Origin of the sequence: Phyllobacterium zundukense (assembly GCF_025452195.1) — a bacterium.
GTDB classification, from domain to species: domain Bacteria; phylum Pseudomonadota; class Alphaproteobacteria; order Rhizobiales; family Rhizobiaceae; genus Phyllobacterium; species Phyllobacterium zundukense_A.
The window spans coordinates 33,089-59,503 of record NZ_CP104971.1; the positions used below are offsets into that span (position 1 = coordinate 33,089).

Annotated in this window: 22 protein-coding genes and 2 pseudogenes; 9 read left to right on the forward strand and 15 right to left on the reverse strand. The window is 56.1% G+C overall.

All coding sequences use genetic code 11. The features are described from left to right. Positions 1-320 precede the first annotated feature (320 nt). Positions 321-671, forward strand: a complete 351-nt coding sequence (locus tag N8E88_RS04625; RefSeq protein WP_262291352.1) for a hypothetical protein — start codon at positions 321-323, stop codon at positions 669-671. Positions 672-802: 131 nt separating this feature from the next. After that, positions 803-1,132 (forward strand): hypothetical protein, encoded by a 330-nt coding sequence (locus tag N8E88_RS04630; RefSeq protein ID WP_262291353.1) that lies wholly within the window; start codon positions 803-805, stop codon positions 1,130-1,132. A gap of 553 nt (positions 1,133-1,685) precedes the next feature. Here N8E88_RS04630 and N8E88_RS04635 read toward each other — a convergent pair. From N8E88_RS04635 to N8E88_RS04645, 3 genes and pseudogenes are all read right to left on the reverse strand, one after another. Next, on the reverse strand, positions 1,686-3,923 hold the full coding sequence (locus N8E88_RS04635) for a KAP family P-loop NTPase fold protein (protein WP_262291354.1): 2,238 nt from the start codon (positions 3,921-3,923) through the stop codon (positions 1,686-1,688). A 172-nt stretch (positions 3,924-4,095) separates the two neighbouring features. Next, positions 4,096-4,749 (reverse strand): hypothetical protein, encoded by a 654-nt coding sequence (locus N8E88_RS04640; protein ID WP_262291355.1) that lies wholly within the window; start codon positions 4,747-4,749, stop codon positions 4,096-4,098. A gap of 59 nt (positions 4,750-4,808) precedes the next feature. Beyond that, positions 4,809-5,515 (reverse strand): annotated as a pseudogene (locus N8E88_RS04645) (IS6 family transposase). 39 nt (positions 5,516-5,554) lie between these two features. Here N8E88_RS04645 and N8E88_RS04650 point away from each other — a divergent pair. After that, complete coding sequence (locus N8E88_RS04650; protein WP_262291356.1) at positions 5,555-5,929, forward strand: response regulator; 375 nt, start codon at positions 5,555-5,557, stop codon at positions 5,927-5,929. Between the two features lie 142 nt (positions 5,930-6,071). Here N8E88_RS04650 and N8E88_RS04655 read toward each other — a convergent pair whose 3' ends face one another. From N8E88_RS04655 to N8E88_RS04665, 3 genes are all read right to left on the reverse strand, one after another. Further along, a complete protein-coding gene (locus N8E88_RS04655; protein ID WP_262291357.1) occupies positions 6,072-6,572 on the reverse strand; it encodes a hypothetical protein in 501 nt (166 codons plus the stop codon). 69 nt (positions 6,573-6,641) lie between these two features. Next, the gene (locus N8E88_RS04660) at positions 6,642-7,778 is read right to left on the reverse strand and encodes a hypothetical protein (protein ID WP_262291358.1); all 1,137 of its coding nucleotides are present in this window, start codon (positions 7,776-7,778) and stop codon (positions 6,642-6,644) included. 400 nt (positions 7,779-8,178) lie between these two features. After that, positions 8,179-8,373, reverse strand: a complete 195-nt coding sequence (locus N8E88_RS04665) for a hypothetical protein (protein ID WP_262291359.1) — start codon at positions 8,371-8,373, stop codon at positions 8,179-8,181. A gap of 146 nt (positions 8,374-8,519) precedes the next feature. Here N8E88_RS04665 and N8E88_RS04670 point away from each other — a divergent pair, with 146 nt between their 5' ends. Together N8E88_RS04670 and N8E88_RS04675 are read left to right on the forward strand one after the other, a co-directional pair. Beyond that, positions 8,520-9,545, forward strand: coding sequence for a hypothetical protein (locus tag N8E88_RS04670; RefSeq protein ID WP_262291360.1), 1,026 nt, complete (start codon positions 8,520-8,522; stop codon positions 9,543-9,545). Positions 9,546-9,767: 222 nt separating this feature from the next. Then, a complete protein-coding gene (locus tag N8E88_RS04675) occupies positions 9,768-9,866 on the forward strand; it encodes a YHYH domain-containing protein (protein ID WP_262291579.1) in 99 nt (32 codons plus the stop codon). A gap of 619 nt (positions 9,867-10,485) precedes the next feature. On the opposite strand, the gene N8E88_RS04680 is transcribed toward N8E88_RS04675, so the two are convergent. The 6 genes from N8E88_RS04680 to N8E88_RS04705 form a co-directional block, all read right to left on the reverse strand. Beyond that, entirely contained in the window at positions 10,486-11,403 is a 918-nt protein-coding gene (locus tag N8E88_RS04680) for an NADP-dependent oxidoreductase (protein ID WP_262291361.1), read from the reverse strand. Positions 11,404-11,564: 161 nt separating this feature from the next. Continuing rightward, a complete protein-coding gene (locus tag N8E88_RS04685; protein WP_262291362.1) occupies positions 11,565-12,032 on the reverse strand; it encodes a DUF3788 domain-containing protein in 468 nt (155 codons plus the stop codon). An 8-nt stretch (positions 12,033-12,040) separates the two neighbouring features. Next, positions 12,041-12,811 carry an FMN-dependent NADH-azoreductase gene (locus tag N8E88_RS04690; RefSeq protein ID WP_262291363.1) on the reverse strand — a complete coding sequence of 257 codons (771 nt, stop codon included), beginning with the start codon at positions 12,809-12,811 and terminating at the stop codon, positions 12,041-12,043. Between the two features lie 44 nt (positions 12,812-12,855). Beyond that, entirely contained in the window at positions 12,856-13,401 is a 546-nt protein-coding gene (locus tag N8E88_RS04695) for a carboxymuconolactone decarboxylase family protein (protein ID WP_262291364.1), read from the reverse strand. Positions 13,402-13,434: 33 nt separating this feature from the next. After that, a complete protein-coding gene (locus N8E88_RS04700; RefSeq protein WP_262291365.1) occupies positions 13,435-14,088 on the reverse strand; it encodes a nitroreductase family protein in 654 nt (217 codons plus the stop codon). A 114-nt stretch (positions 14,089-14,202) separates the two neighbouring features. After that, positions 14,203-15,171 (reverse strand): AraC family transcriptional regulator, encoded by a 969-nt coding sequence (locus tag N8E88_RS04705; RefSeq protein ID WP_262291366.1) that lies wholly within the window; start codon positions 15,169-15,171, stop codon positions 14,203-14,205. Between the two features lie 617 nt (positions 15,172-15,788). On the opposite strand from N8E88_RS04705, the gene N8E88_RS04710 reads away from it, so the two are divergent. Then, a complete protein-coding gene (locus tag N8E88_RS04710; protein WP_410010550.1) occupies positions 15,789-15,986 on the forward strand; it encodes a cold-shock protein in 198 nt (65 codons plus the stop codon). Between the two features lie 102 nt (positions 15,987-16,088). Here the strand turns inward: N8E88_RS04710 and N8E88_RS04715 are convergent, their stop codons facing one another. The 3 genes and pseudogenes from N8E88_RS04715 to N8E88_RS04725 form a co-directional block, all read right to left on the reverse strand. Beyond that, positions 16,089-16,259 carry a hypothetical protein gene (locus N8E88_RS04715; RefSeq protein WP_262291367.1) on the reverse strand — a complete coding sequence of 57 codons (171 nt, stop codon included), beginning with the start codon at positions 16,257-16,259 and terminating at the stop codon, positions 16,089-16,091. Between the two features lie 71 nt (positions 16,260-16,330). Then, complete coding sequence (locus N8E88_RS04720; RefSeq protein ID WP_262291368.1) at positions 16,331-16,528, reverse strand: hypothetical protein; 198 nt, start codon at positions 16,526-16,528, stop codon at positions 16,331-16,333. 324 nt (positions 16,529-16,852) lie between these two features. Continuing rightward, positions 16,853-17,074: pseudogene (locus tag N8E88_RS04725) on the reverse strand (hypothetical protein); the annotation flags it as partial. A gap of 1,015 nt (positions 17,075-18,089) precedes the next feature. Here N8E88_RS04725 and N8E88_RS04730 point away from each other — a divergent pair. The 3 genes from N8E88_RS04730 to N8E88_RS04740 are packed head-to-tail and all read left to right on the forward strand — an operon-like array spanning position 18,090 to position 26,359. After that, positions 18,090-18,725, forward strand: a complete 636-nt coding sequence (locus N8E88_RS04730) for a hypothetical protein (protein ID WP_262291369.1) — start codon at positions 18,090-18,092, stop codon at positions 18,723-18,725. Continuing rightward, complete coding sequence (locus tag N8E88_RS04735) at positions 18,715-23,916, forward strand: beta strand repeat-containing protein (protein ID WP_262291370.1); 5,202 nt, start codon at positions 18,715-18,717, stop codon at positions 23,914-23,916. The genes N8E88_RS04730 and N8E88_RS04735 overlap by 11 nt, the downstream gene beginning before the upstream one ends. Further along, on the forward strand, positions 23,855-26,359 hold the full coding sequence (locus N8E88_RS04740; protein WP_262291371.1) for an SPM autocatalytic domain-containing protein: 2,505 nt from the start codon (positions 23,855-23,857) through the stop codon (positions 26,357-26,359). The genes N8E88_RS04735 and N8E88_RS04740 overlap by 62 nt, the downstream gene beginning before the upstream one ends. The last annotated feature ends 56 nt before the right edge of the window (positions 26,360-26,415 follow it).

A 26,415-nucleotide genomic window follows, 5' to 3' on the forward strand; every position in this document is an offset into this window, starting at 1 on the left:
TTATATTGTATTCTTTGATAAGTAGATTAATCCAGTTCGAGCCAAGCAGAAATATCTGGGCGTCGAACGGTTTTATAGTGACGGATACGGCAAGCGTCTCCGCATATTTTTTTCGCGATAGACAATGTGGAGGACAGCCGAGCGCAAGATCTCGGGATCGAGTCGGTGTCACCAGCAGCGGCGACACCACTGTTTTTCCCGGAAAAACCAAAGCCGGATAATGCATCCGAAGGCGCACAATTGGCAGCATCGAGATATTTAGGGGCGATACAGCAGGGGAGATCGACCCTCTCGAAGGCAGCCCAGAACTCAAGGCAGACTTGAGCAGGAGTCTGGAGTTCATCGCAGCTCTACAAAACGACCACATGATGTGGACGGCTTATAATCTGCTCATACAAAATAAATGGGTCAGACCTGGTGGAACTGTAGCGCACCACATCGGCACCAATGGTTCCGTTGGGGAGTTTATCGCCATGATGCGTGGCAAAGGCGAAACGTGCCTGTCTATCCAATGCTACGGAGATGATGGCCCTCCTTTCGAGCAAAGTGAAAAATGGGAGCATGTCAGTATGCTTGGAGAACTGTTCTCGCAACTCGGCTGGGTTTCTGATCCAAACCAGGAGCGACAGGTTTTAATCCGGTTTGATGGCCCATTGGGCACAAGAGGGTAGCCTGGCTTGTTTAACCTATTTTCTGGTTGCAATTGTTAAATCCGGTCGCAACGTCGGACCGATAACCTAAGCCCTAATTTCGACATGGCGGGAGATAAAAAATCCAGCGGGGATCAATTGGGGAATCACGCATGTTGAAGAACGTTTTGGTCGCGCTGCCACTCATCGCGTGGTTTTCGTCTACGGCCTCCGCCGACCCAGCCACCCTGCCAAAACCGTACTCCGTGAAAATCTGGATCGGGAAGCCTCGGGCGCTTTCTCCAGACGGACCCGATCGGTACCCGCGAGCAACGCCGGGCGAAGGAAGCGACAGCTGGCTGTTCGCGATGACGGTTTCCAATTCAGGCAGGACAACGCCGAGAATTCTTTGGCTACTGTTTCGCTTCTCGGGCCTGATGGTCTTTGGATTGCGCCGCATCAAGAGGAGTCGTGCGATGTCGATCGGCGACGCCCAGGGTTGAATTCCGCGCTCGGCTTCGGCATCGAGCAGTTCTTCGCCGCGGAGCGCGGCACTCCAATAGGAGCAGAAAGGGGAGGGACGTTCACGGTCGTCGCGGCCCTGAAGCGGAGATCCGCATGAGGAGCAACGAAGCCGCCATCCAAGTAGTTGAGTTCGGGTGACTGTCATGGTGTCGTTGGCATCGTGCGTGCATTTCGGGCAAGATTGTATCGGCTTGCGCGCGATCAAGCGATGCGATGCTTGCGAAACGGTCGTAAAGCCCATTCTGAGCACCACATCCGGTTTTGTTCTGAACATGTGTGCGATTGGTTCGGCTTGTTTGCGTGTCAAACGGAGATCTGCTGTACGCAGCGATGTCGCTTCGCTGAAGACCTCCATCCGAAGTTCGAGGCGCTCATGGCGCGAGAGCCAGTCGTGACCAGCACTCTGCCGCCGGAATTTGCGGGCGCCGGGTCTACACGTTCTATGAGGCCGGAAATGTCAAAGAAGTCGAGGACGATCGACTTCTTGCAAATTCTTGAACATCGGTTCGGGCTCCTCGCGTCTTGAACCAGTCAATTAAAGTGATCGCCCTCGCCAAAACGGAGAGCCTCGTCGATCTCGTCGAGTTCCAATTTCACCTGTGATGACGGATTATTCTGTCTTAAAGCCTCCAGCCTCGGTTGCACGACTTCCCAGTCCATGAAGAGTTCAAGTGTCGACTTTCTCAGCGGCCGGTAGACACGATCTGAAACCGCCAGTCCCCGTAACTCCAGGAGCAGCGTCAAAAAGTTGGCATCGTCGGCTATAAAACTCGCCACCCATGTGCGCGGCTCCTCGATCCCCGCCATGTCGCGCCAGCCGTAGAGTATGCTGCCGAGTTCAGGGTAGCTCGCAAGCGAGCCGTCAGCTGCCGCCGCACTGAGCCGCTGCTTCAGCTCCTGCCTGTATGTGTCGAGTTCGTCAGCCGTCAGATGACGATCTTCAACCCGTTTCGCACGGTCGCCGACAACACCATGGTCAAACAATTCCCGTCGGAAGAATTCGGCGACAAACCAATTTAAGGACGGGCCCTGCGTAAATATCTGCTTCAAAAGCCCGCTTCTTGTCTGGGCATCTTTCTCACGGAGAATATCCAGGATGTTGCCCATCAGGATTTCGGCTTTGTCCGAGAGGGAGCGAGAGAAAAACCTTACCTGCTTTTTGCCTTTCATCGCGATGTCCATGACATTACCGAGGGCTGTCGCGATACCGCAAAGTTGGTCGACAGAAAGCGCGCCTAATTCGGGAGCTGAGAAACGGTCGAGAATATGTTCGAACCAGCTTTGCCCCAAAGGGCGCGGGGCAACAATATAACCCTCAAGCTTGGTAGAAAGCCCTTGGACGTCAGAGCCTGCCAATTCCTTCAGCTCGTTCAGTTTTTCGTCCGGCAGCGCCGACCTTGGGCCGGTCAGTGCGAAATAGTATCGATAGTGTACAGGGCTACCGAGTCTCTTGTCGCTGAGATATTTCGAGATCTGGCTGCTGTGCTCCGATTGGAAGACGCGATCTTTGGGGTCGTCGTCGTTCTGAAGGCCCGGAATATACTCGGCGGCTGACCAAATTGATCGCGTTGACCCCATCGCCTCAGACGGCAGGAGCTCCTTCAGGGACGCTCCCATCTCCGTCACGTCATCTTCGCTCAACTCCGCATCACCGGTAAAAATCACCGATCGGACGGAGAGATAGTTTTCGAGCCAGCGGTAAAGTGGCGGGTTCAAGATCTTCAGCAAGCTGATCCGGCAGAGGTCCGGAAAGTAGAGATCATCAGCCATATTGCGATAGGCGAACTTGATCGCGTTAAGGACAAGTTTGACCTCGCGCGGTGTTTTCAAGCCTGCACCCTCTCGGTCAATCGCGCGGCTGATCTGATCGCGTTCTTCCACTTCGGGATCTTTACGGTTGACCTCCCGGTAGACAGCGAGCACCTTGCTTCGAAGCGAGAGCCGTAGATCGAACGGCTCCGGTAACGGTATGGTAAAAGTTAGCTGCACCACCTTTTGCAGGAAGAGATCGCCGTCCTTTACATGCAGACCACGCTCCAATGCATGCGCAAGAACGGATCGATCATAACACATGACATACGCCACTTTCGGAAAGTCGGCGACAGACCGTACCATACGAATGACTTCAACGGCTTGCTGAGGTTCCAGGCGATCAAGGTCGTCGATGAGGACGAGAAACCGGACGTCGAGTGACGCGAGCTTATCGGAGATGAGCTTCTTCACCTCCGCATCGGTGGGGTTCCGCCCCAGCTTTTCAAGGTAGTCGGCGCCCACCCCCAGCCCGGCTCCGACGATTGCAGCGGGTGGATAGATCATGCCTGCAAGGTTTGCGAGTGGCGCGAGCGCTCGTCCTGTGCGGGCGCCGTATTTGCGAAAGAGATCCGTATATCCGGCCGACTGCTTTTTACCACGGGACCAGAAACCAGATGGGTTGGACTTTTCTTCCTCTTTATCGAGGATGTCCGCCATCGCTTCGGTCAATGACTCGATCAGGCTAATATTGTCCCCGGTGAGCCACGGTGCCAGCGTAATAACATGCAGCTGATTGGCCTGCTCCGATGCAAGCTGCTTCTTGAGGAAATTCAGCAGGCTTGTCTTGCCCGAACCCCACGGGCCCTCGATGCCGATGACCATCCCATCGCTTTTGGCTGCATCAACCAGGGAGGGTGCAAGCTTTCTGGCAATGTCGTTGAAGCCGTATTCATCGGCGGAAACATCATCGAGCGCTCGATCGGTCTCCGATATTAATAAAGTGTCGTCTTTCACCATACACCCAAGCTCTTCAAAACAACTCTACAGTGGAGCAATAGCGCAATTTCGCGTCAAGCGGATTGGATATCTCATCCGAGATGATTTGATGCCACCGGCGACTGTGCTGATTGTGCAGGAGTTCATCTAAAATCGATACAATTGTGCGATCGAGAGGTATAAGCACAAGTTTCTAAGAGTATTTCAAACCCAGCCGGTTATGGATCTTCGCCAAAAGCTCGACATCGCTCTTGTTCAAGCCCTTTTCCTTTGTCCCTTCATGCGCCCAATTGTTCCGTAGGGTGTTGAAAAGCGAAATCCATTTGATTTTGTCGGCCTTGCTGTTGAAGCCGTGCCCGACATCGATCGAAAAATGCTGCTCGAAGGACTGAGTACCTGCTTTGTCATCAGGCTTCTTTGACCAGTATTTCTCAATAATGGCTTTGTAGTCTTTGATGAAAAACTGATCCGTCCACGGTATCTCACGACGGCCGAGCCCGTCTTTATAGTCTTTTTCCATTTTTTCCTTGGCGCGCACCTCGCATTCACGTTGAATCGTGCCAATCTCGATATCCCAGTTTTCGCCAAAAAGTGCTTTCAACTGTGTGATGATGAAATTCTTCATGTGTCGCTCAATCTGTGTGCCGATCTCCCGCCCTTGGGTCTGGAGCGCCTTGTCCTGCCGCTCTCGCCAATCCTGCAACTCGGGTGGGTTATAGTCAGGGAATTTGTTGTTGATGTAGCCCTGAAAGAAACGGAGCCAGGTCGCTTCGGCACCGCTTCCGAGCTTACCAGTCAACATTTCGGCGTCCTCCGGTGTCATTGTTTTCAACGCCTCGAACAGCACGAGCAGGGGCCTTATCAAGTTAAGTCGCTTTGGAGCGACAGGACGCTGTTTCTGTATTCTCAGACTGCGATTGCCGTCGCGGAGCACCACTGCGCGAACGCACGGCGGCGATGATTTCGGATGACGACGGCGGATCGATTTTGGTGGTTTGGGACGAAGAGATTTCTGAGTGCTGAGAAGATTGAGACGAAGTGCTGAAGACTTCCCGGCGATCGAAAGCCCTGCATTGCTCGCTCGCGTTTTCGTAGCGGTAGATGGGAATTCTCCGCCCGGTTGTTCAGCCCCTTATGCGAGCGATGTTCAACACTTGGCATAATTTGTCGTCTTGCTGCTCCGTAGGATCGCAGCTTGTCGGTAATCATGCGCTTCGGCGTCATGCCTTGCTTCTTCAACAGGCGCACATCAGTAACCGCTTTGCAGCCTTGGTGTTGCGCCGCGATTGAACGATTTCGTCGAGAACATACCCATCCTGATCGACGGCGCGCCAAAGCCAGTGTCTCTTTCCACCAATTGAGATCACAACCTCATCGAGGTGCCAGACATCCGCATTTGTCGGCTGCTTGCGGCTCAATCTTTGTGCATAGGTGGGCCCGAACTTCCTCCCCCATTGGCGGATCGCTTCATATGAGACGACAATGCCGCGCTCGAGCATCATTTCCTCGACAAGACGAAGGCTTAACGGGAAACGGTAATACAACCACACTGCATGCGCGATGATCTGTGCTGGAAAACGATGGCGCTTGTAAGTGACTGGGACCTGGCTCATGCAGATCAACTATCCTGCATAAGCTGATACCAAGTTAACTTGATAACGCCTTCCGAACGAGCTCTTTCCATTCTTCTCTGCGAAGACGAGCCGCTCATCATGATGCACGTTTCCGAATTTCTGAAATCGCGTGGATTTTCGGTCACCGAAACTGTGAAGGCTTCTGAAGCTCTAGCTGAGATGGCCATGGCCAAGTTCGACATCATTGTTGCGGATATCGAACTGCCAGATATTTCAGGGGTGGAACTGGCTAAATCTGCCCGCGCAATCGATCCTGACATTGGCATCATCTTTGCAACAGGCCACTTGGACCCGCAGAACGCGCGCCAAATACCAGCGTCCCTGGTGTTGAGCAAACCATTTGGCGAGAAACAATTGTTGCGCGCAATCCGAAAGTTGACTGTCGATTCTTGACCGCGTCGCAAGGACGAAATTCAAAAGCTCATAGCTAGATCATCGACCGTTGGGTGGTGCAATCCAGCTAAGGTGTTGTAGTGTTTGGAGGCCGTTATTACTGAATTTAACTCTCAAGGATCTGTCTCCGGAGCTCGTTACTTCACGGTCGGGGAATCAGGCGGGCGACCATGATCATCGGGTTCAGCGGATCATAGGCGTCCCGTGGCTCTCCCTTTCCGGGCTTGCCGATATCTTGAGCCAATTTACCCTTTGCCCCGAGCATGTATTCTGCGCCGGCGCATAAGTGGGCGAGGGCCCGATAGTCAAAATGGTTGAAGGTCATCCGGGCAGCGTCATATGCGTAACGCTGTGCGGACAAAGCCGCATTGCCCATACCCGTGCTGGCAAGATAGGCCATTAGCTTGGACCTATTGATCTTGGCGCCCTGACAGTAAGAACCGACAAGTCGGGCAACGACGAAATTCCTCGCGCCCGTCTGCAGCGGATTTTGCAGATCAAGAGAATATTCGGTGAGATAGGGATTTGTCGCTGGATCGTTTGTCATCGTCTTTCGCCATGATGTGGGAAACTTTTCCGCAGCCGTGGCTCCATGGCTGAACACCACTAACGCAGCGACGATGATGAGTAGATGCTTCTTCATGGATGAAACCTTTGGTTCAATTTGTTGAATACGGTGTGGCGCAATGTTTTATCGACTGCTCCAGATCAACTACTGGTCGAACGGCGGCGGAGGCTCGATGGTACGGTCGTAAGTGAATATCTCAACGGCCGTTGCTCCAACCTGCGGACCGTATCCAAGTGCAACAGCGGTGAAAGTCCTCTCTGTTCGGAGGAACTTGCCTGTGTCCGCTGATATCCAGACCTTGCTTTTGGCTCGATTGGGCCCCCGGTGCCAGTCGGCGGCAATCACGATCGCTTTCATGGTTCCAATAACCTCGTCTGCTAGCCTGGAACAGTTCTCGAAGACCGGCTCACCATTTTGCTGACCTTCAATTATCGGTCGGGGATATTTCTTCCAGCCCGCATTCCGCTTGTTTTCATAGACAAAAGACCCGTCAAAGCGATTTTCGCTTAAGATGAGTTTTGCCGGGTATCTGTTCGGGGCAACGTCATGGATGATGTCCTGATATCTGCCCGTATTACGCGTCTTTTCGTTGCCAGCGATTAGTTCGTCGCATGCAGAGTTGCTGATAACCTCCGATGTGCTGATTTCGACTGATGGTTTTTGCTGCATTGGCGGTGAAGCAGCAACGACGGTAGTCTTGCTGTCCGCAAGAGCGATGCAGTGTGGTGGCGCTGGCAGCGCCTCACAAACGCGGTAGGACACAAAATCGCGAACGGCGCTCTCGCCAGTGATGATTTTCATCGCCTTCATTTCGTCGCGGGAAAGCGTGTACATATCGGCAGCGGGTACTGAAAGCGCTTTTTTCAAGAGCGCCGGACTGACTCCCATTTCATTTAAATAGGCGGTCAGATTGCCACGAAGCGACGCGGTCAATTTTGTGGTTGTGCGGGTTGTCACCTGCTTATGCCCGACGACCCTTCTATCAATCACGCGTTTTTTGCCTCGGATGGATTTGTACTCGTTGCGGTAAATAGGCTCGCGACGAAAAAAGGTCGTCGTAATTTGGTGCACGCCCACCTGCGCCCACCCGCCAGCAAATCGATGCACACCACCTGCCATCATGTATCCGCAAGATGAGTTGCATTGTGCTTGGTAGTCATAGGCAAATCCGCGATACGTACCATCTGCGTTTTTGGGCGGCAGACAGTCCTCCCTGGCAGTCGGGCAACCTGACAGACGTGTCGTTCCCACGACAACGTCAAGTCCTTTCTTCCGGATCATGCGTCCCAATTTGATCCCAGCTTCGACGCTGCCGCCAAGCGAATTGACGACGATCGGAAGACGGCGCGTGCCGAGTTGCTTCAATATCGCCGAAAACAACGCAGGGGTCGTTTCGGCAATCTTTCCTTCCATCGAGATCCATTCCGGACAAAGGGGCTCGCAAGCCGGAAGGTCGCCCCGCACAAGCTTGATCCGCATTGGCTGCCAGTCCGGACCGGTTCGATCCTCTTGTGCTGCCAGGCCTGAGCCGGGGAACGCCAGACAACAGATCGCGGCGAGAACCGATCGAGCCAATGTGGTCCACACCTCATCCCAAATACGAGACATGTCCCCTCGCTCTTTAAAACCAAAACTGTAATGTGTTGAGACACCGGAAGCGGACGCTTCGGTACGGTCTTTGTTAGCGGGCGACAATCTTGAGCGCATCCTGCGTTTGCGGTGTGATTGTCCCGATTACTTTTAGCCCACCAGCTGTGGCGATACGCCAGTTGGCTCCGGAAAAAACCAAAGCCGGACAGTGCATCCGAAGGCGCACGATTGCAGCATCGAGTAAGTCGATTGTCAGGCGCTGTGAGCCCAAGATTTGTTTGATCACGCTTTATAGTCCCCCGATACATTTTGTTATATGAATATATAGTTTTCGCAAGAGCAAACAGACGATGCCTTGGTAAATTTCATGCATCGTTCGGAGCGAGTAAGACGTTGCGAGTTTAGTTTCCGGCCACTTGAGGGAGTTTTACAATGTCCACCATCCGAAATCTCGTATTCGCCGGCATGCTTGCGGCGGCATCATTTGCCGTTGCACCTGCCTATGCGCTCACTGCGAAGCAATGCAGCGTCAAGTATCAGGCGGCAAAGGAGGCAGGAACGCTTGGTGGTTTGAAATGGAATGATTTCCGCAAAGCTGAGTGTGCTTCTGATGCCGCACCGGCAACGGAGACGAAAAAGCCGGCGAGCAAGACAAAATCCGATACCACAACAACACCCACAGCCGCAGGCGGCACCGATGTGGGTGGTGGTTTGACGATGAAGGAATGCAGCGCAAAATATCAGGCTGCAAAGAGTGCCGGTACATTGGGTGGACTGAAGTGGAATGATTTCCGCAAAGCCCAATGTAGCGCGGATTCTACTGCTGAAGCTCCGGCAAGCCCAACCAAAACCAGCAAAACCGCGACCAACAGCGCCAGTGATGATGGCGGTCTGACGATGAAGGAATGCAGCGCCAAATATCAGACTGCCAAGAGCGCCGGAACATTGGGTGGTCTAAAGTGGAACGACTTCCGCAAAGCACAGTGCAGCACCGGTGCATCTGCTACAGCCAATCAGCAACCGGCTCAACCGACAACGACTGCGACCGCCGCATCGGATGACAGCAATGGCGCTGGTCTGTCGATGAAAGAATGCAGCGTCAAATATCAAGCGGCCAAGACGGCGGGCACGCTCGGCGGCTTGAAGTGGAATGATTTCCGTAAAGCGCAATGCAGTGCCGATGCCTCTACAGCCAATGATGACGAGACTGCTCCAACTGCCGATACCGCCACATACAAGGGCGAGCCGGCAGCACCGACGGCAGCTGCTCCGCGCGGCGTGGGTTTCCCGAGCGCCATCGCGACCAAGTTTTCCAGTGAAAGCCCAGGCAAGGCCCGCATGCACACGTGCCTGGAACAATACTATGCCAACAAACAGAACAACTCTCTTGGAGGGCTGAAGTGGATTCAAAAGGGCGGCGGCTATTACAGCCTGTGCAATTCCCGATTGAAGAGCTAAGCGCCAAAAACAGGATATGAACTACCAGAGAAATTGGCAGCTCATATCCGGATCAATTCGAACAGGGAGGACAGAAATGTTTTAGGGCTGGTCCTATTGTCTACAGGCCTAATAATATAGCCATTGCTTTGTTCTTGCATTGATGATTTTCATAGGCTGCGAAAACAGAAATGTGGGGGAACAATGAAGTATTTTTCAATTCTTTTGTTAGTTTTATCATCAATGATTGCTGGTCCCGTCGTGGCTTCCGCGCACAGTGGGGGCACTGACGCCAATGGCTGCCACGAGGATCACAAGCGCGGCGGGCGTCATTGTCATTGATCTAAGCCGTAATCAGCAAACGACATCGCAACGCGATGCCGTTTGCTCGCCGGGAGCTTTGTGCCTCTTTGTTTGTCTAAACTCGATCGCTCCAGGCTGCCAGACGGAAAACTGCCAATATTTGTATGACGCTGCCCATATTTCGGCGAACGGCCATATAACGACAGGCACCTCACCATCGTTTTTTTAATCGGATAGCGGAGATTAATACGAACCGCTAAGCGGCCTCTGTACGAATTCATGGACGAGATTGCTGCGGGTGCCCGTTCACATCATCAATTTTTACGAAATTGCCGAACTCAATTTTTATCGCTTCTTACGATGCTTCCAACCGGGCTAGGGGCAAGATGAGCAAGAGACCAGGGCTGATCGTAAATAACGTCCCTATTCTGGAGAACGGCACTCCTTCCCACTCGCCTTGGTTAGATAAGCTGCAAGAGAAACACGAGCCGCAGACACTAAAGTTCTTGGCGCTGAAAGCCTGTATATCGTTGACGGCGACACGATCCAATACAACAGCGAGAAAATAAGGATTGCCAACATCGAAGCGATCAGTCAGTCCGCCAGGAAGATACAGCGAGTTCAAGCGCCCGCGACTATCCTCATTCTCGCCGAGCCCTCACGGGAGAAGGCGGATAACCGTTTTTCCCCCGCGCCGCTCCGCCGAATTGAAGGTGGCGACCGCATTGTCCAGACTTGAAACCTTGCCGATGTTGGTCCGCAGTCTTCCGTCCCGGACCCGCTGAACGATCTCGGATAGCTGGGCACGATCGGCCTCGACGACGAAGTCAACCGCCAGGCCATCCGCAGGGCGAATATCCGTCGGTCCGACGGCTGTTACAAGCGTTCCTCCGGGCCGGATCAACGCTGCAGACCGCTTCTGAACATCGCCGCCGATAACGTCAAATACCAGATCGACGCTGCCGACGTCTTCCAGGGCGTCGTTCCCGAGGTCGACGAATTCATTTGCACCGAAGTCCAGAGCCTTCTGGCGGTCGGCGGCGCGTCCAGTGCCGATGACATAGGCGCCGGCCTCCCGCGCAAGCTGCGTCACGATCGAGCCGACGGCGCCAGCCGCGCCGTGTGCGAGCACGCTCTGCCCCGCTTGAAGGCGGCCGTGCTGAAACAGCCCCTGCCATGCGGTCAGGCCAGATATCGGCAGGCTTGCGCCCACCGTGAAGTCGACGTAGCCGGGCAATGGCGCGAGGTTGCGGGCCTCTATGGCGACGTACTCAGCGAGTGTGCCGTCGCGATACCAGTCAGACAGGCCGAACACGCGCTGACCGAGCGACAGCCCCGTGGTGCCATAGCCCAGCGCGGTGACCACGCCGGCCAGCTCATGGCCGAGGATCGATGGCGTCCGATCACGAAAGGACCGATCGGTCCAGGTCGAAGGCCAATCCAGTTCGGTGTTGACGAACCCCGCCGCATGGACCTGTACGACGACGTCGTTTATCGCGGCCTGCGGCTCGGGCCGCTCCACCAGCTTCATTCCGGCTGTTCCCGCAGCCTGGTCGGTCGCTACGATCGCTTTCATGGGAATTGTCTCCTCAGATATTTGTTGGTTGGGGTAAATTACAGGCGTGGAAGGTTTTTTCGATCTCTCGCGCAACTCGTTATTGGCTTGACGCCTTCCGCGAAGACCTTGTTGTCGAATTGCTGTGTGATGTCGCGCGGCGAGCCCGGTTTATCGCGGCCTCAACCGCGCGGCAGCGGTGGGCGCTTCATCGTCAAAAGTTCCGTCACATCATGCAGATCATCTGCCGATGAGATGGCAAGTGTCAGCCATTTTCCGTCGATATAGGTTTTGGCTTCATCATAAAGCCTGACCAGTTGCGGGCGCCAGACATAACGCCGTTCCTCGAATTTCTCACGTTCTGCTCCACCCATAACCACAACAGCCGAAAACCGCCGGTATTCCGGCACCAAGGTGGTGAACGCCTTCGTTTTCTTATAGCGCAAAGACCAACCACGGTTCTTGCCGCCGTAGAGCCAGTCCGGCGCGAAAACTCCCGGATAGAATTCGTCAATCCAGGTCCGCAGTTCGGTCCAATGGCCGAATGCCTCTGGTCCGAGCCAATCCCGAACGGCGCTGTCATCAGGCGGTGCTGATCTGCCGGCAATTCTGTCGCCGACTTGGGAAGGGGTACTATTTGATAAAATCATCTGAAGCCTCATTCAATGGTCCGGCGGGGGCCGGAGGGTTGGGACGCGAGCGTCAAAAGCTTGTGCGCGCCCTCATAATGCTCCGGGTGACGCTTGCCGGAGCGAGGGGACATCGCGATACGTCTGCCAGTGCTCGAGAGCACCGCAGGACGATCGTGGAACTCTCGAAAATGCTCCGCGGCGGACAGGTCGAGAGCGGCGAGCACTTTGTCCCTCGCTAACGGCCCCTGACTCCGATCCAGGAAGGCAGTGCCTTGAAGCGGGAGAAATTGTTGAGTCCTCAGCCCAATGGAGCTGAGTGCCAGCGACAGATAGGGCGTGAGAAAATCCGGCTGGTTAGCTCGCTCACCGGTGAAGAAGCCACCAGAAGCCACCCCGATAAAGACCGGACGGTCCCGGAGTATTCCCACCTTGCCGGCCGGCGTTGACTTCATTGTGCGGCCGACGCGCAGAATCTGGTCGATCCAAGCCTTGAGGACCGAAGGAATCGTCAAATTGTGCATCGGCGTTCCGATGACAATCACATCGGCCGCTTCGACTTCCCGAATAAGCTCTTCGGAAAGATCAAGAGAACCCATCGGCGGGGCGGCCAACGTTGCCGGCGACGCCAACGCGGCGGCGTAGAGGGCCTCGGTTTGGGGCAGGGGTTCAGCCCCCAAGTCGCGCCGAGTGATGCTCGCGCCGGGCGCAACCTCAAGAAGCTTTTCGACGATCGCCGCCGAAAGCTGACGGCTGTGCGATTCCCGACGCGGACTGCTATCGATATGGAGAATATTCATGTGATTGATCCCAACAGCTTCAAAAGCTTGCAGCAGGCGAAAGCTCAGATCGAGCCGGCTGGTGTCACGGCGGGAAAGTCCTTCTCGTGATCGAACACGTTGTTGAAGAAGTTCGTCAGGGAATACATGGCCACAAGCGCGACGATCTCGATGATGTTCGCATCGGTATAGCCAGCATCGCGGACGGCTTGGAGATCGGCGTCGCTGACGTGCCCGCGGGTCTCGATGATTTTCCGCGCAAACTGAACAGCGGCATCCCGCTTCGGGTCGCTGGCGCGGCCCTTCCGGGCGAGGATGATGTCATCGGCCGGTAGCCTGGCCATATGTTCGGCGGTGTAGCTGTGAACCGTCAGGCAATAGTTGCAACCGTTCACCTCGGAGACGGCAAGGCCGATGCTGTCGCGTGTCTTTACGTCGAGTGCCTTGCTCAGGGAGCCGAGCAGGGTGGCCCACGCGTTGAACGCGATAGGACTCTGCGCAAAGGCCGCCATCATGTTTGGGGTGAACCCGATGTTCTTCGTGAACGTATCGAGGGTCCGTTTCGATTCAGCCGGCACCAGGTCCGGCGTCAGAGCAGCAATTCTTGCCATTATAGTCTCCATAAGTGATTAAGTTGATTGGAATTATGCGAAGTCCAGGACATCGGCCACGGGCATGCGCGGCTTCTGCGGCCAGTTGCCGGCCCGCTCCGGCCCGACAGTCAGCAGCATGACCGGCACTTCGTCTTCGGCCAGGCCGAACTCGCGGTGCACGGCTTCTGCGTCGAACCCGATCATCGGCGTCGAACCCAAGCCGAGGGAGCGAGCTGCATAGATGATCGCCGCGGCGCCGAAGGTCGCGGAGCGTACCGCCTCGTCGCGTTGCCGCTGGGGCTGATCGTCATACAGACCGCGAGCGGGCGCTTCCCATTCCGGCACCAGGTGCGCCGGCATGATGCCGGCTTCCACCACCGGCGCGAGGCGGGCGGGGACGGTGCTGGCATTGGCCAAGCGGCCGACAATGATGAAGGTAACGGCGGCGTCGGTGATCGCGGGCTGGTTCCAGGCGATCGGACGCAACCGAGCCTTGGCCTCAGGCGTACGGACGGCGATAAACCGCCAGTTCTGCAGGTGGAAGGATGTCGGCGCGGACGTGCCGATCCGCACTAGGTCGCGAATCTGATCGTCGCTCAGTGAGGCGGCCGTGTCATAGTACTTGGCAGCACTACGGCTCAGGATGGTTTCGATGACGGCATTCGTCGGCGTCAGTTCGTTGGCTGCGTTGCTGATGTAGTTCATTGGGTGGCTCCCTCATCAAGTGATTACGGAGCCCAATTTACGGTCGTTGGCGAGAATATCGAGACTGAATTGCCTCAATATAATGCTCGAAAGGATCAATTCTATGGGTCGATCCTAGTCCGCGTGCGCCCAGCCGGCATGCGCTTGTCTACGCCAGTCCCCAGGCGTCATCCCCATTCTCTCAGTAAACACGCGCCGGAATGCCGAAACAGATTGATAGCCGACGGTCTCGGCCACAGCCTCGGTGCTGATCGTCGGTTTTTTCAACTCGTTGGCTGCCAGGCTCATGCGCAGATCAGTCAACAGATCAAGGGCCGAACAACCCAGCCTGTCTTGAAAGTGCCTCATGAACGTAGCGCGCGACATGCTGCACAGGTCCGCCAAATCAGGCAGTTTCCAAGACCGTGCTGGATCGGCGAACATCGCCGCAATTGCTGGAGCTAGGCGCGGATGGCCGGCCAGAGCCAACAAGCCTTCGGGTGCTCTGTCGCCTTCGCTTGCCGCGCGCAATACCAGGGTGAAAAGGGCCGAAGAAAGCGCGTTGAGTACCGCGCGTCCTCCCGCGCGATCGCCGGCGGACTCCATTCGCATCAGCCCCACCAAACTGGCCAACTGGTTGGAGGCGGAGGCGGTTCCATCTCCTTCATGACCGTTCATAGCCCGCGTCACCAGATTTGCGGGCATATAGTTGCGAATCAACCGGTCATGGGGTGGCGCGATGACAAATCGACCACACAACAGATCGAGTTGTTCGCCCTGGCTATCGTTCTCGCTTAACATCCATCCCGCGGTCCCCCGGTGTTGCCGGGTACGGCTAGGTGTTTGCCCACTACCGTCGTGCAGCACATGCGCGGCACCGTGAGGCAGCAGCACGATATCTCCGCTCACCAGTTCTCGCGCTGTTCGCGTTTCCGGATCCTCCATAATGGCGCGGCCTTTGACTATGATGTGATAGGGGATTTCGTTCGCCGCAGCCTCGCTCCAGGCAACGCGCCACGGCGCACCATAGGCACAGCGGACCTCAAGCCGACCGGTTACAGTGACGATTTGCAGGAGATGGCTTAACCAATCGACTTCAGACATTGGACCTCAAGAACCGGAAATGAATGAAACATCTTATCGCAATTGTGCGTTGGTTCTACTAATCGGCCAAGTTTCCAAACCTCGTCCGTACCGGGCTTAGACATGAGCCAGCCACCGAGCGCCTCCAGATCGGGGCAGAGTACTGTATCAGACGCCGCCATAACGTCCGACTATAGCATCTATCGATGTGCCGTCACGTTTGGAAACGATCGAGAAGTTGGCAAGGGCGGGCCGGCGTTCAGCCGATCGACGGCTTTCAGGCAATGGCGAAGGGCATGTTACGGCCGAAATGTCGGCGCAAAGCAGTCGTCGTTCTTTCCTCTCTTGCCAAGTCATGTAGTTATTCGGAAGGGACAACCAGCGGTTTACAGTTCTTATCTTCTTTCAAGGCGACCCGAGTGGGCCCTACCCAACAGGGTTTTAATAGCGATTGTAGACATTGACGCTACAATCTAAAACGCTCCAGATCTCGCGTATTATCGGCATTTTCAAAGGAACAGTTATCAATGGCATGCGAATTTGAACAAACGTTCGATGCCGAGTATCACGACCATATTGAGCGACGTCATTGTGACAGTGGGCGCTATCGATGTGTTGCCTGGTATTGCGACAGTCACATGGCCAACGGCACCGTTAAGTGGTTCAATTCGACAAAAGGCTTTGGCTTTATCCAGCCTGACGACGGCGGCACAGACGTGTTTGTCCATATCTCTGCGGTTGAGCGCGCGGGATTGCGCAGCCTCAATGATGGTCAGAAGATTAGTTACGAGCTCGTGCGGACAAGAGTTCAGGCAAGACATCAGCTGATCAGTTGAGCGTGCTCTGAAGCAGGACTCAGCCAGAAATCCTGCGGGCAACAGCACCTGTCCCATGCGATAGCTATGGGCCAGCGTGGGGCGTCTTTGGATGATTCCTGTCTATTTCCCTTGGGTCAGCTTGGGATCGATTTCAGAGGCGTCTTGGGCTTCTTCGACCGCATGCTTTGCTGATCTGATCTGCTTTGGATCCCATAGCGGCTCTTGGTCCCGAACGACCTGACGACGGCCGTTGCGCTTGATTTCAACGACGAATGACTTTGCGGGCTTCATGAGATCTCTGGATAAATGGAAGGGCGGATCAAATCATAGGCCACCAGCAACGTCGAACACAACAACCTATCTCAGTTTACAGTGTTGAGGCATGGATTGTGCACCGCTGGACGCACGCTCGCCGGAAGGCGACCGAGGTTCAACCGATACTTGGCCTGCTCCATCATGGCTCTGACGTCGGCGATATCGATACCGTCACGCATCATCACCAAACGAATTATCGGCTCGCTCAAAAGCTCGTCCAGGGTCGGCTCTATGTTGTTGATCATATCAGGCCTCCTTTCTGAATCTTGACGACATCCTGGCGGTTCCTGATGATGGCGGTGAGTCAACAATGTGACAAGATAGTGCATCGACGGCACTCACGCCAAAAGAGTTGCCATGAATGGCGCGCTTAAAGAGCTTCGGGAACTTCGTCGGCTAAGCCGGTAGGGCGGACTGCATCGCTCATCGCGTAAAGCGGACCTGTGTCGTCAGTGAAATGTTTCTGATTTGTGCTCCAATGTCGCATAATGGCCAAATTGGAACTAGGAGAAATGATAATTGGTCGATCCCCATCGATATCCTTTCAAGGCATGCCAAGTCTCTCGGTGTCAAATATTCGATCTAATTGGAAACATGTCTTCCCCATAGTGATGCAGGCGAGTGTGATGTCGCCGGCATAGCCAACGGATTTGCAGCGGTTCCTCGTATCGGTCATGATGTGCGTCGACAGCTTCAATACCGCAGACTTCACAGGCCTGTCTTTCCAACTGTCCAACTTTCAGCGCTCGTTGCACCGCCAAATGGGCATCATATTTTTTCGGGTTCGCGCGACGCTAATCTGCCTGCCTGTGTCACTTTCGATCGTCATATTGGGTCCCCGTCACGTGCTTCGAAAGTGGGTAATGAAGGCAAAAATGTAACATCAAATCTAATCGCAGGATATGTTGGCCCCAAGACCGTTTTCCGAACTGTGTCATCTTGTGGCTGTCGAAAGCTCAATGTTTCCCACCTACGGAGGGAAACATAAGCGAAATTGTGGACATTGGCGCTACAATCAAAATTCGTTTGAAAATGCCTCTTATCGGCATTTTCAAACGAATAGTTTTTTCGGCTTTTGTGTTTGTAAAGCCTATCAGAAAGAATTATCTCAGGACGATTGACAGTATTCGCTGTGCCAAGCTACTTACTGCAGAATGTAACGAGACTAGCGGAATCGCACAGCAGGTACCCTGGGGTCAGAAAAGTTCGGCCTATCGCCAAATTTATTTTGCTGAAAGCCGTGACTTGGCTAGTTGAAAATTATGCTCAAGTATTGGAAGAAAGCTGAAATAGTGTTTTTCGGGGATGAGATGGAAGGGTGGCTGGATTTGCTGTAACTTTTTAGTTTTGCACTCGCTGTGCAAGTGCTTCTATTGTTATATTGAAGGTTAGATAAATGCGTTTTCCTTGGACCGTGCAGGTTGGTCGCTTAAATGAATAATGAAAATATTCGAACGCCGAAGGAGCAGGAGCGTGCTTCGTTGACTTTGAAGTTATTTTTGCTGTTCCCGGTATTTGGATTATTTTTCTGGTTTATCTTTCAAGCATACCCAGAATACACCTGTAGTCTAACGAGAAATAATTAATTTCCTGTTGTCGTGGCCACCGAATATTGCCTCTTACCAGAAGATAGAGTCTTCAAAGTATCAAGAGTATGAAAAATGCGCGTATTTAGCTACCTGTTCAGCATGGAGGGGGATTTATGACGCACAGAAAAGCCGGACGTAGCTTACGCAGTTCTTGTCAAGGATCAATGTTCCGCAACAGTAACGTCACTATCGTTGAAAATTAAGTGTTGGGGGGCGCATGTGGAAAACCTTTAGAAACCTTAACGATCCCAGCTATGTGAAATTACACCATCTCATCAAGCCTGAGGACGGCATGCGTTTTTACGCGTCCTTTAAGCTCCTCTCAGGAATCGCAATTACGCTGGTATTGTTGCCGATGATTGTTCTTTGTTTGGTGAGTGATGATGTGGTTCGGAATCCGGTGTTGCAAACGGTTGCGATCCAGTGGGCTGGGTGGTTTGAGAATACAAGGGCAAATTACCAATATTTTGAGTCGGTGAAGCCGACCCTGGGGATTCGCTACGCGCTTTCATATGGGCTGAACCTGTTTGTCGTGGCGGCAGCTATGATCGCATTTCTGTTTGTTGTTGCACTTGCCCCGAAATCGCAAATGCGGATGCTGACGCGGGAGCAGATAAGAATATCCGTATGGATCTTCATAATCTTGAATGGGCTTGTTGTCCTTCTTTTTTATGTGGACTTTGTACCTACTACGGGGCGGCGACTATCGTTTTGGAAAAGGTTGTTCTCCACCGAATGGGCCATTCTGACTACATCAGGGTTGTTCCTAGGTTTGTGGATTGGGATTGTCATTGTGACTGTTGCGCTGATCAAATTCGCGCGCTTTAGAGGAAAGATTGAAAATGACCGATAGAACCAATGCCAGCGCATCCCCAAAAGAATCATATGGTATTCCGACGTCAGCGTCGGTGGCGATCACGGGTATTCTTAACGCGACAAGTGGATTGATAAGCGAGTTCAACCGCGACTTCAAGCCAGCTGTTCGGGTTGGAGTACGCGCCAATCTCTTGACCACAACCGCCATCGGGCTGGTTGATGCCGTCGACGCCGCACGACATGGTACCGCTGCTGACATGGCCGCGGAGACTGCAGGCATTGGCGGTGCCATTGCAGGCGGGTATGCCGGCGGCTGGGCCGGTGGGGTTTTGGGCGGTGCCTTTGGTCCTTTTGGCGGGTTTGTGGGTGCCGTGGCTGGTGGAGGCGTAGGGGCCTTTGTCGGCGAAACCGAAGTGCAGGACTTTGTTGACCGCCTCACGAGTGCGGGCACGGAGCTGAATGATCTAAGACTTAACCCCTCATGGGAGCATCAGACCTTTGACCCCAAGACTGATCATCCGTCGCTAGCAAACAACCCATATGGAAAGGCTTCATCGTTCGATCCTCTTGGTCATGAATACAGCGGCTATACCGGGCCGAATACCGGCTATGATGGGCCTATCCCCACACTTGCGCCCGGCACAGTAGCTTCACCCATTTCTGGTTCGATCGGCCCGTCGCCGACTTCCTATTCTCCGGTACCTCCGTCCGGTCTGGTCATGCCCACGCCGTTACCGCCGTTGCAAAATCCCTTTGGTTTAGGTCCCGCTGGTTCCGGATCGGGCCGCGGCAGCGGAGGCTATGACGGTGGCAGCGGGCGCAGTAATCAGGGCAACGACAACGTAGGAGGTTCTGGCGGAGGTAGCAGTAGTTTCGGCCGGGGCCCCGCTGCCGGCGGGAAAGTGGGAGGTAGTGTCGCTGGCGGCAGTCCGGCAAAAGCTGGCGGCTCCAAGGGGGCAGCGGGACAAGCCGCCCGCAATGGCAGCAACGGCAATAGCGTTACGAATTCAAATGATGGTGTCGGCAAGGGTTCTGGGGGTAGCCTCAAAGCGGACATATACCCCGTCCTGCTCGATCTCTCCGGCAACGGTTTCAACGTCGATCCGCTGACCGCGTCGTCGCAGTTCGTCGATGTGAACGGTGATGGCTATCTGCACCGGATGGCTGCGGCGGGGGCGGGGACCGGTATGCTGGTATTGGACGCCGATGGCGACGGCAAGATCAGCCGCTCGAGCGAGTTCGTGTTTACCGAATGGGATAAAACGGCAACGGGTGATCTCGAAGCGATCCGCAATGTGTTTGACACGAATGGCAATGGCAAGCTCGATGCCGGCGATGCGCGCTGGGGCGAGTTCCGGGTATTGGTCGATGGCGAGCTGCGCACGCTTGACGCGCTTGGCATTGCCTCGATCGATCTGACGCCAAAGGGCAGTGGTCAGAATTTTACCGACGGCTCGGCGATCACCGGCACGACGGAGTTCACCCGTACCGACGGCACGACGGGTGCGGTTGGTGATGCAGAACTGGCGATCGACGCCAATGGTTATCGCATCGAGCGCGTGAGCGTCGATAACCCGGACGGTTCGACGACCGAAACCGTTCTTGGCCACAACCGCGACGGCAGCCTGGCGTTCCGCGAAGAGATCACAACGGCTGTCGATGGCAAGCTGACCCGCTATGACGATGACGGCAATGGTACGTTCGACCGCTCACAGTCCGATACGCTGGTCGTTTCCGGCGACGGCAGCCGCAGCCGGACGATCAGCAATTTCAACGCCGACGGTTCACTGCTGAATCGCACGGTGATCGTGACCAGCGCCGATGGCAAGACGGTCACGACGACGCTCGACCAGGATGGCGACGGGGTTGCCGACCAGCGCGAGGTGTTCGTCAGGCATGCCGACGGGTCGACGACGACCACAACGACGGCGTTCAGCCTCGACGGATCGGTCAGCAAACAAGTCGAGACCAGCGGTAGCGCCGATGGCCTCACGAAGACCATCCGCAGTGATGTGAATGGTGACGGCGGTTTTGAGTCAGTCACCACAGACGTAACGCAAATCCATGCGGACGGGACCCGGACGCGCACCCTGGAGCAGCGTGGTGGCGACGGAACGCTGCTCGCGCGCAGCGTGATGGAGACGAGCGCCGACAGCCGGACGCGCACCGTACGCTATGACCGCAGCGGCAGCGGTGTCTTCGACGAGATCGAAACCATCGCCGTCGCGGTCGATGCCAGCGGCACGGTGACCACGACGGTAACGAGCCGCAATGGCGACGGTTCGCTGCGCGGCACGGTTGCGACAGCCAAGAGCGCCGATGGCCTGATCGAGACGGTCGAGATGGATCTGGACGGCAACGGTACGATCGATCGCCGCGTGCGGCGCGCGACCGCCATTGATGGCACTGGCAACCGCGTCAGCAGCGAACAGACGACCAGCGGCGATGGCACATTATTGTCACGTGCGGTGACGACGGCGAGCGGTGATGGCAAGACGATCATTGTCGAAACCGATGGCAATGGCGACGGCGCCATCGACAGCACTGTCACGACGGTGATCAATGCGGACGGTTCGACCACACGGACGGAAAAGCACTTTAATCCGGATGGGACGCTGCTTTATCAGTCGGTGGCGGTGACCGCGAGTGACGGTCTTTCGACAATCACCCAGTCGGATCTTGACGGCAACAGCACGATCGACCGCATCGAAACCGACGCGACCGTCGACAATGCCGATGGTAGCCGCACGCGCACGATCACACTCAGGAGTGGCGATGGTTCGCTGTTCGGCCAGACGGTGACCACAACATCGGCCGATAGCCTGAGCGAGACGCTTGCCGCCGATCTTGACGGCAATGGCAGCATCGACCGCGCCATCGCCACGGCCATTACCCTCAATGCCGATGGCAGCCGCCAGCAAACGACGGCGACGACGAGCGGCAGTGGCACGCTTTTGAGTCGCACGGTCATTGTCACCAGCGCCGACCGCAAGACGACGACGACTTCGGTCGACAGCGACGGCGACGGCATCGTCGACGCAACACGGGTCGAGACCATCCAAGCCGACGGCGCGGTGACGATCAGCGAGAGCCGCAGCGACACTGCGGGTCAGGTTGTGGCCCGCAGTGTCATCACGATCAGTGCCGACGGCCTGACGGTGACAGAGGCCAATGACGTCAATGGCGACGGCGTGGTCGATGCGACGACCACCCGCAGCAAGACTTTACATGCCGACGGCAGCCTGACCGAGACGGTGACTGAAGCCGCCGGGGATGGCCATGTGACCAGCCAGACGACAACGACCGTCAGCGGCAATGGCCTGACCAAAACCGTCGTCACCGATTTGAATGGCGATGGGGTCATCGACAAACGGGTCAACGAGACGACTTCGCTCAATGCCGATGGCTCACGCACGGTCACTGTTGCGACTTACAATGGCACCAGCCTGGTCGGTACGACCATCACCACGGTGAGCGGCAATGGTCTTGTCGTCAGCGCCGCGATCGATGCTGACGGCAATGGCACGGTTGACCGGACGGTTGCTCTAACCAAAAGCCTCAATGCTGATGGCTCGGTGAGCGAGACCAGCGAGACCCGCAGCGCCAATGGCGTGCTGCTGGCACGTTCGCAGACCCACCAGAGTGCTGACCGCAACCATGTTGTGGTTGAGGAGGATCAAGACGGCAATGGCAGCATCGATCGAAGCCGCACGGTTCATGTCAATGCCGATGGCTCGACCACCGATATGCGGCAGACCTTTGCTGCCTCTGGTGCCCTTGTCAGCGCGAGCACAGTCATCACCTCGGCCGATGGCCTGTCGGTGACGACGAGCACCGATGTCGACGGCAACGGCACAATCGATCGCAGCACGAGCGATATCACGACGCTGAACCCGGATGGCAGCCGCACCCGCACCATCATCGAGACGGCGAGTGACGGCACGCCGGGCGGCACGACGACACTTACGATCAGCGCCAATGGCCTGACCACTGCCACGACCTGGCGTGATGCCAGCGGGGTGCTGCTCGGTTCGGCCAACGAGACAACGACGCTCGATGCCGATGGCGGTCGGACGACGGTACGCGAAACGCATAAAGCCGATGGTCTGCTTTCCGGCAAGGTAACGACCATCGTCAGCGGCAATGGCGAGACAACGACGGTTCTGAGCGATGTTGACGGCAATGGCGGGCTCGACCAGCGGTTCGTGGAAGTCGCGCATGCCGACGGCAGCAAGATGACGACGCTGATCGATTATGCCGCCGATGGTGTGACAGTGACCGCTACCAGGCAAATCACGCTCAGCGCCGATGGCCTTCGGGAAACCGTGGTGCATCGCAACGGTACGACGGAAACGCGGACCGTGCGGCAAATGACTATTCTTAGTGACGGCAGCCGCAGCGTGACCGTCAGTGAGTACGAGGCGGGGGCAGGAAGCGTAGACACCCTCAAGACAACCACGGTGACCACCAGCTCGGCGGACGGCCTGTCGGTCGTGAGCGAGCGCAGCGGCAATGGCACGTTCATTGTGACCACCGACGCAACCAGCCTCAACCTGGACGGTTCGCGCACGCGGATCGTCAGCCGCAGTGAAAATGGCGTGCTTGTCAACAAGCAACAGATCGAAACCAGCGCCGATGGTCTTAGCGTAACGACACGCTGGGACATGGACGGCATTGGCAGCGATGATGAAACCAGCAGCGATGTCGCGACGCTGAATGCCGACGGTACATGGACCCGTACCGTCACCAGCCGCAAGGCCGATGGCAGTCAGATCGCCAGGTCAGTAATGACCACCAGCGCCGACGGACGCACGACAACGATCCACGAAGAACGTGTGGGGCTTGGCGCCCGCGCGCTGACTGAAGTGCGCGATGGTCTTGCCGACGGCTCCAGCGTGGTCACCGCGTCGATCCATGATAGTGCAGGGGCCCTGACCGAAAACACCGTGACGGCGACCTCGGCTGATGGACGCCGCATCAGCATTGCCCGGGACAGCGACGGCAACGGCAGTATCGACCAGCGCGAAGAGCGTTTGCAGGCGATCGACGGTTCGACAAAGACGACGATCACCGCCTATCGTGGCGACGGCAGCGTCGCCAGCCGGACCTTCGTTGCGACCTCCGCCGATGGCCGCACGTCAACGACCGAGTGGGACCTCGACGGCAATGGCAGCATCGACCGGCGCCGCACCACCCGACTCATGCCGCGCAGCGACTGGGCGAGTTGACAGTCAATCCAGCGACTTCGACGCAACCGGCAAGCTGGTAGCGACGACCAGTGTCACCGAAATCTCTGATGCCTTTGGCACGAAGCGGATATCTACGACGGATGTCAACGGCGACGGCAGCGTCGATCGCACCGAAACGCTGAGTGTTGACAGTGCCGGGGCGATGACCTCGACAGTGGTCAGCAACGCCGAGGCGCGCAAGGCCGAGTATCTGGCCGGTGGTCAGGCCCATTGGTTGAAGGCCATTGCCGCCGAGACCCGCACCACACAGTCGGCCGACGGCCTGACCAGGACAGTGCTTAACGACTATGATGGCAATGGCACCTTCGAAACCGTCATCGTTGCCAGGCGCCAGATTGACGGGTCGAGCGTGGCAACGATCACCGAAAAGAATGCCAACGGCTCGATCAAGGCGAGCGGCACGCTTACCGTCAGCAGCGACGGGCGCACCACCATCCTCAACAAGGATGTCGACAATGATGGTGACTTTGACCAGACGCAGACATCGGTGATGCACAACGACGGCTCGCTGCTTTTGACCGTAGTCGAGCGCAACGGCAATGGCACGCTCAAGGAGACCGTCACTGAACGGTTCAGCGCCACTGGCAAACTCGAGCACCGCCTCACCCGCGATGCGCTCGGGCGCAAGACCGCGGAGCTCATCGTCAATGCCGACGGCTCGATGACGGCGCTGACCTTCAATGCGACGGGTGGCCAGACCCTATCGGTCAGTCAGCTAAGCAAGGCCGGGGTGTTGACCTCGGCCACGCTCTACGATCCGCTCAATGCGCAGGGGTGGTCGCGGGTCGAGCAGGCGTTCGATGCGTTGGGCCGCAAGATTGGCGAAAACCAGTTCGGCGATGACGGCTCTCGCATCAACATCAGCTTCGATGCAGCGACCGGCCAACAGATTAGTGTCAATTTCTTCAACACCGCCGGTCAGCTGACGGCGCATACCGGCTATGATTTTAGCAATGCCAATCCCTGGGCCAAATACGAGCAGCAGTTCGATTGGGCTGGACGCGTGACCTACCAGCTCAACAGCAACGATGACGGGACCAAGGTTGCCTATACATACGACCAGGCCGGCGCGCAGACTTATTGGACGGTAACGCAGGTGTTCGACGTCTATGGCCGTCTGACGGTGCAGTACAATGCCAATGACAATGGCAGCCAGGACCATTACGGCTGGGATGTCAACAATACCTCGGACCGCAGCTGGTGGGCGGTGCACTACGATGTCTATGGCCGCCAGGAAGCCGCGACCATCTTCTATGACGATGGACGGCGCGACGACAATGGCTGGGACATCAACAATACCTCCAGCATCAGCTGGTGGGGTACGCACTATGACGGCAATGGCCGACTGGTCAACCAGGACGTGTTTTATGACGATGGCGGCCGCGATGCCAACGGCTGGGATGCCTATAACACTTCGGCCTATAGCTGGTGGGGCACGCACTACGATCCCAATGGCCGGCTGACCAATCAGACCGTGTTCTACGACGCCGGCGGGCGCGACGAAAACGGCTACGATGCCTATAACACCTCGTCGTTCAGTTGGTGGGGCATCCACTATGATGGCAATGGCCAGCGCACCAACGATACCTACTTTTACGATAACGGAGAAAGGTCGACCATTAGCTGGGACCCTTACAACAGCCAGGCATGGTCGCGCGTCGACAACGTTTACAACAGCGCCGGAACGCGGACATTTTCGGTCGAGTACTACGATGATGGCACGCGGCGGGAAACGACCTATAACAGTAACGGCAGTGTCAAAGAATGGATCAGGTACGATCGGCAAGGCAATGTCTCCAGTCGTGGTCCGTGGGAGGGTGGAAACCATCCTGTGTTGCTGGACCTGAACGGCGATGCTCATATCGATCTTCGTCCGTTTGACCCTGCCGAGTTTGCCAACAACACCAGTCCGCTGTTCAACTGGGATGCTGATGACGTCAAGGACGGAACGGCTTGGGTCGGTCCACAAGACGGATTCCTCGCGATCGATCTTGGTACGGGTGGTCAAGCCGGACCAGACGGTCTGATCGATCAAGCCCGGGAACTGGCATTTTCGCTTTGGCCGACAGATGAAGAGATTGCCGAACGGGGTTCTGTGACGGATCTCGAAGGTCTGAGGCTTGCCTTTGACACCAACCACGACAACGCTTTGGATTCACAGGATGCCCGCTGGAACGAGTTCCGTGTCTGGCAGGATATCAACCAGGATGGCGTCACCGATCAGGGCGAGCTCAGGACCATGTCGGAGGCGGGCATAAGGTTGGTCAACCTACTGCCATCGTCGCAGGGAGCCGCGCAGTTTGCAGATGGGTCGGCTATTACCGGCACGAGCTCCTACGAGATGACAGATGGAACGACAAGACTGGTTGGCGATGCGACGCTCGCATTCCGCTCATCGGTTTCAGCCAACAATGCCGCATAGCCCGATCGGCTCGACATGGAGACGACGACGCGATGTGGCGTCGTCTCCGGTCATCA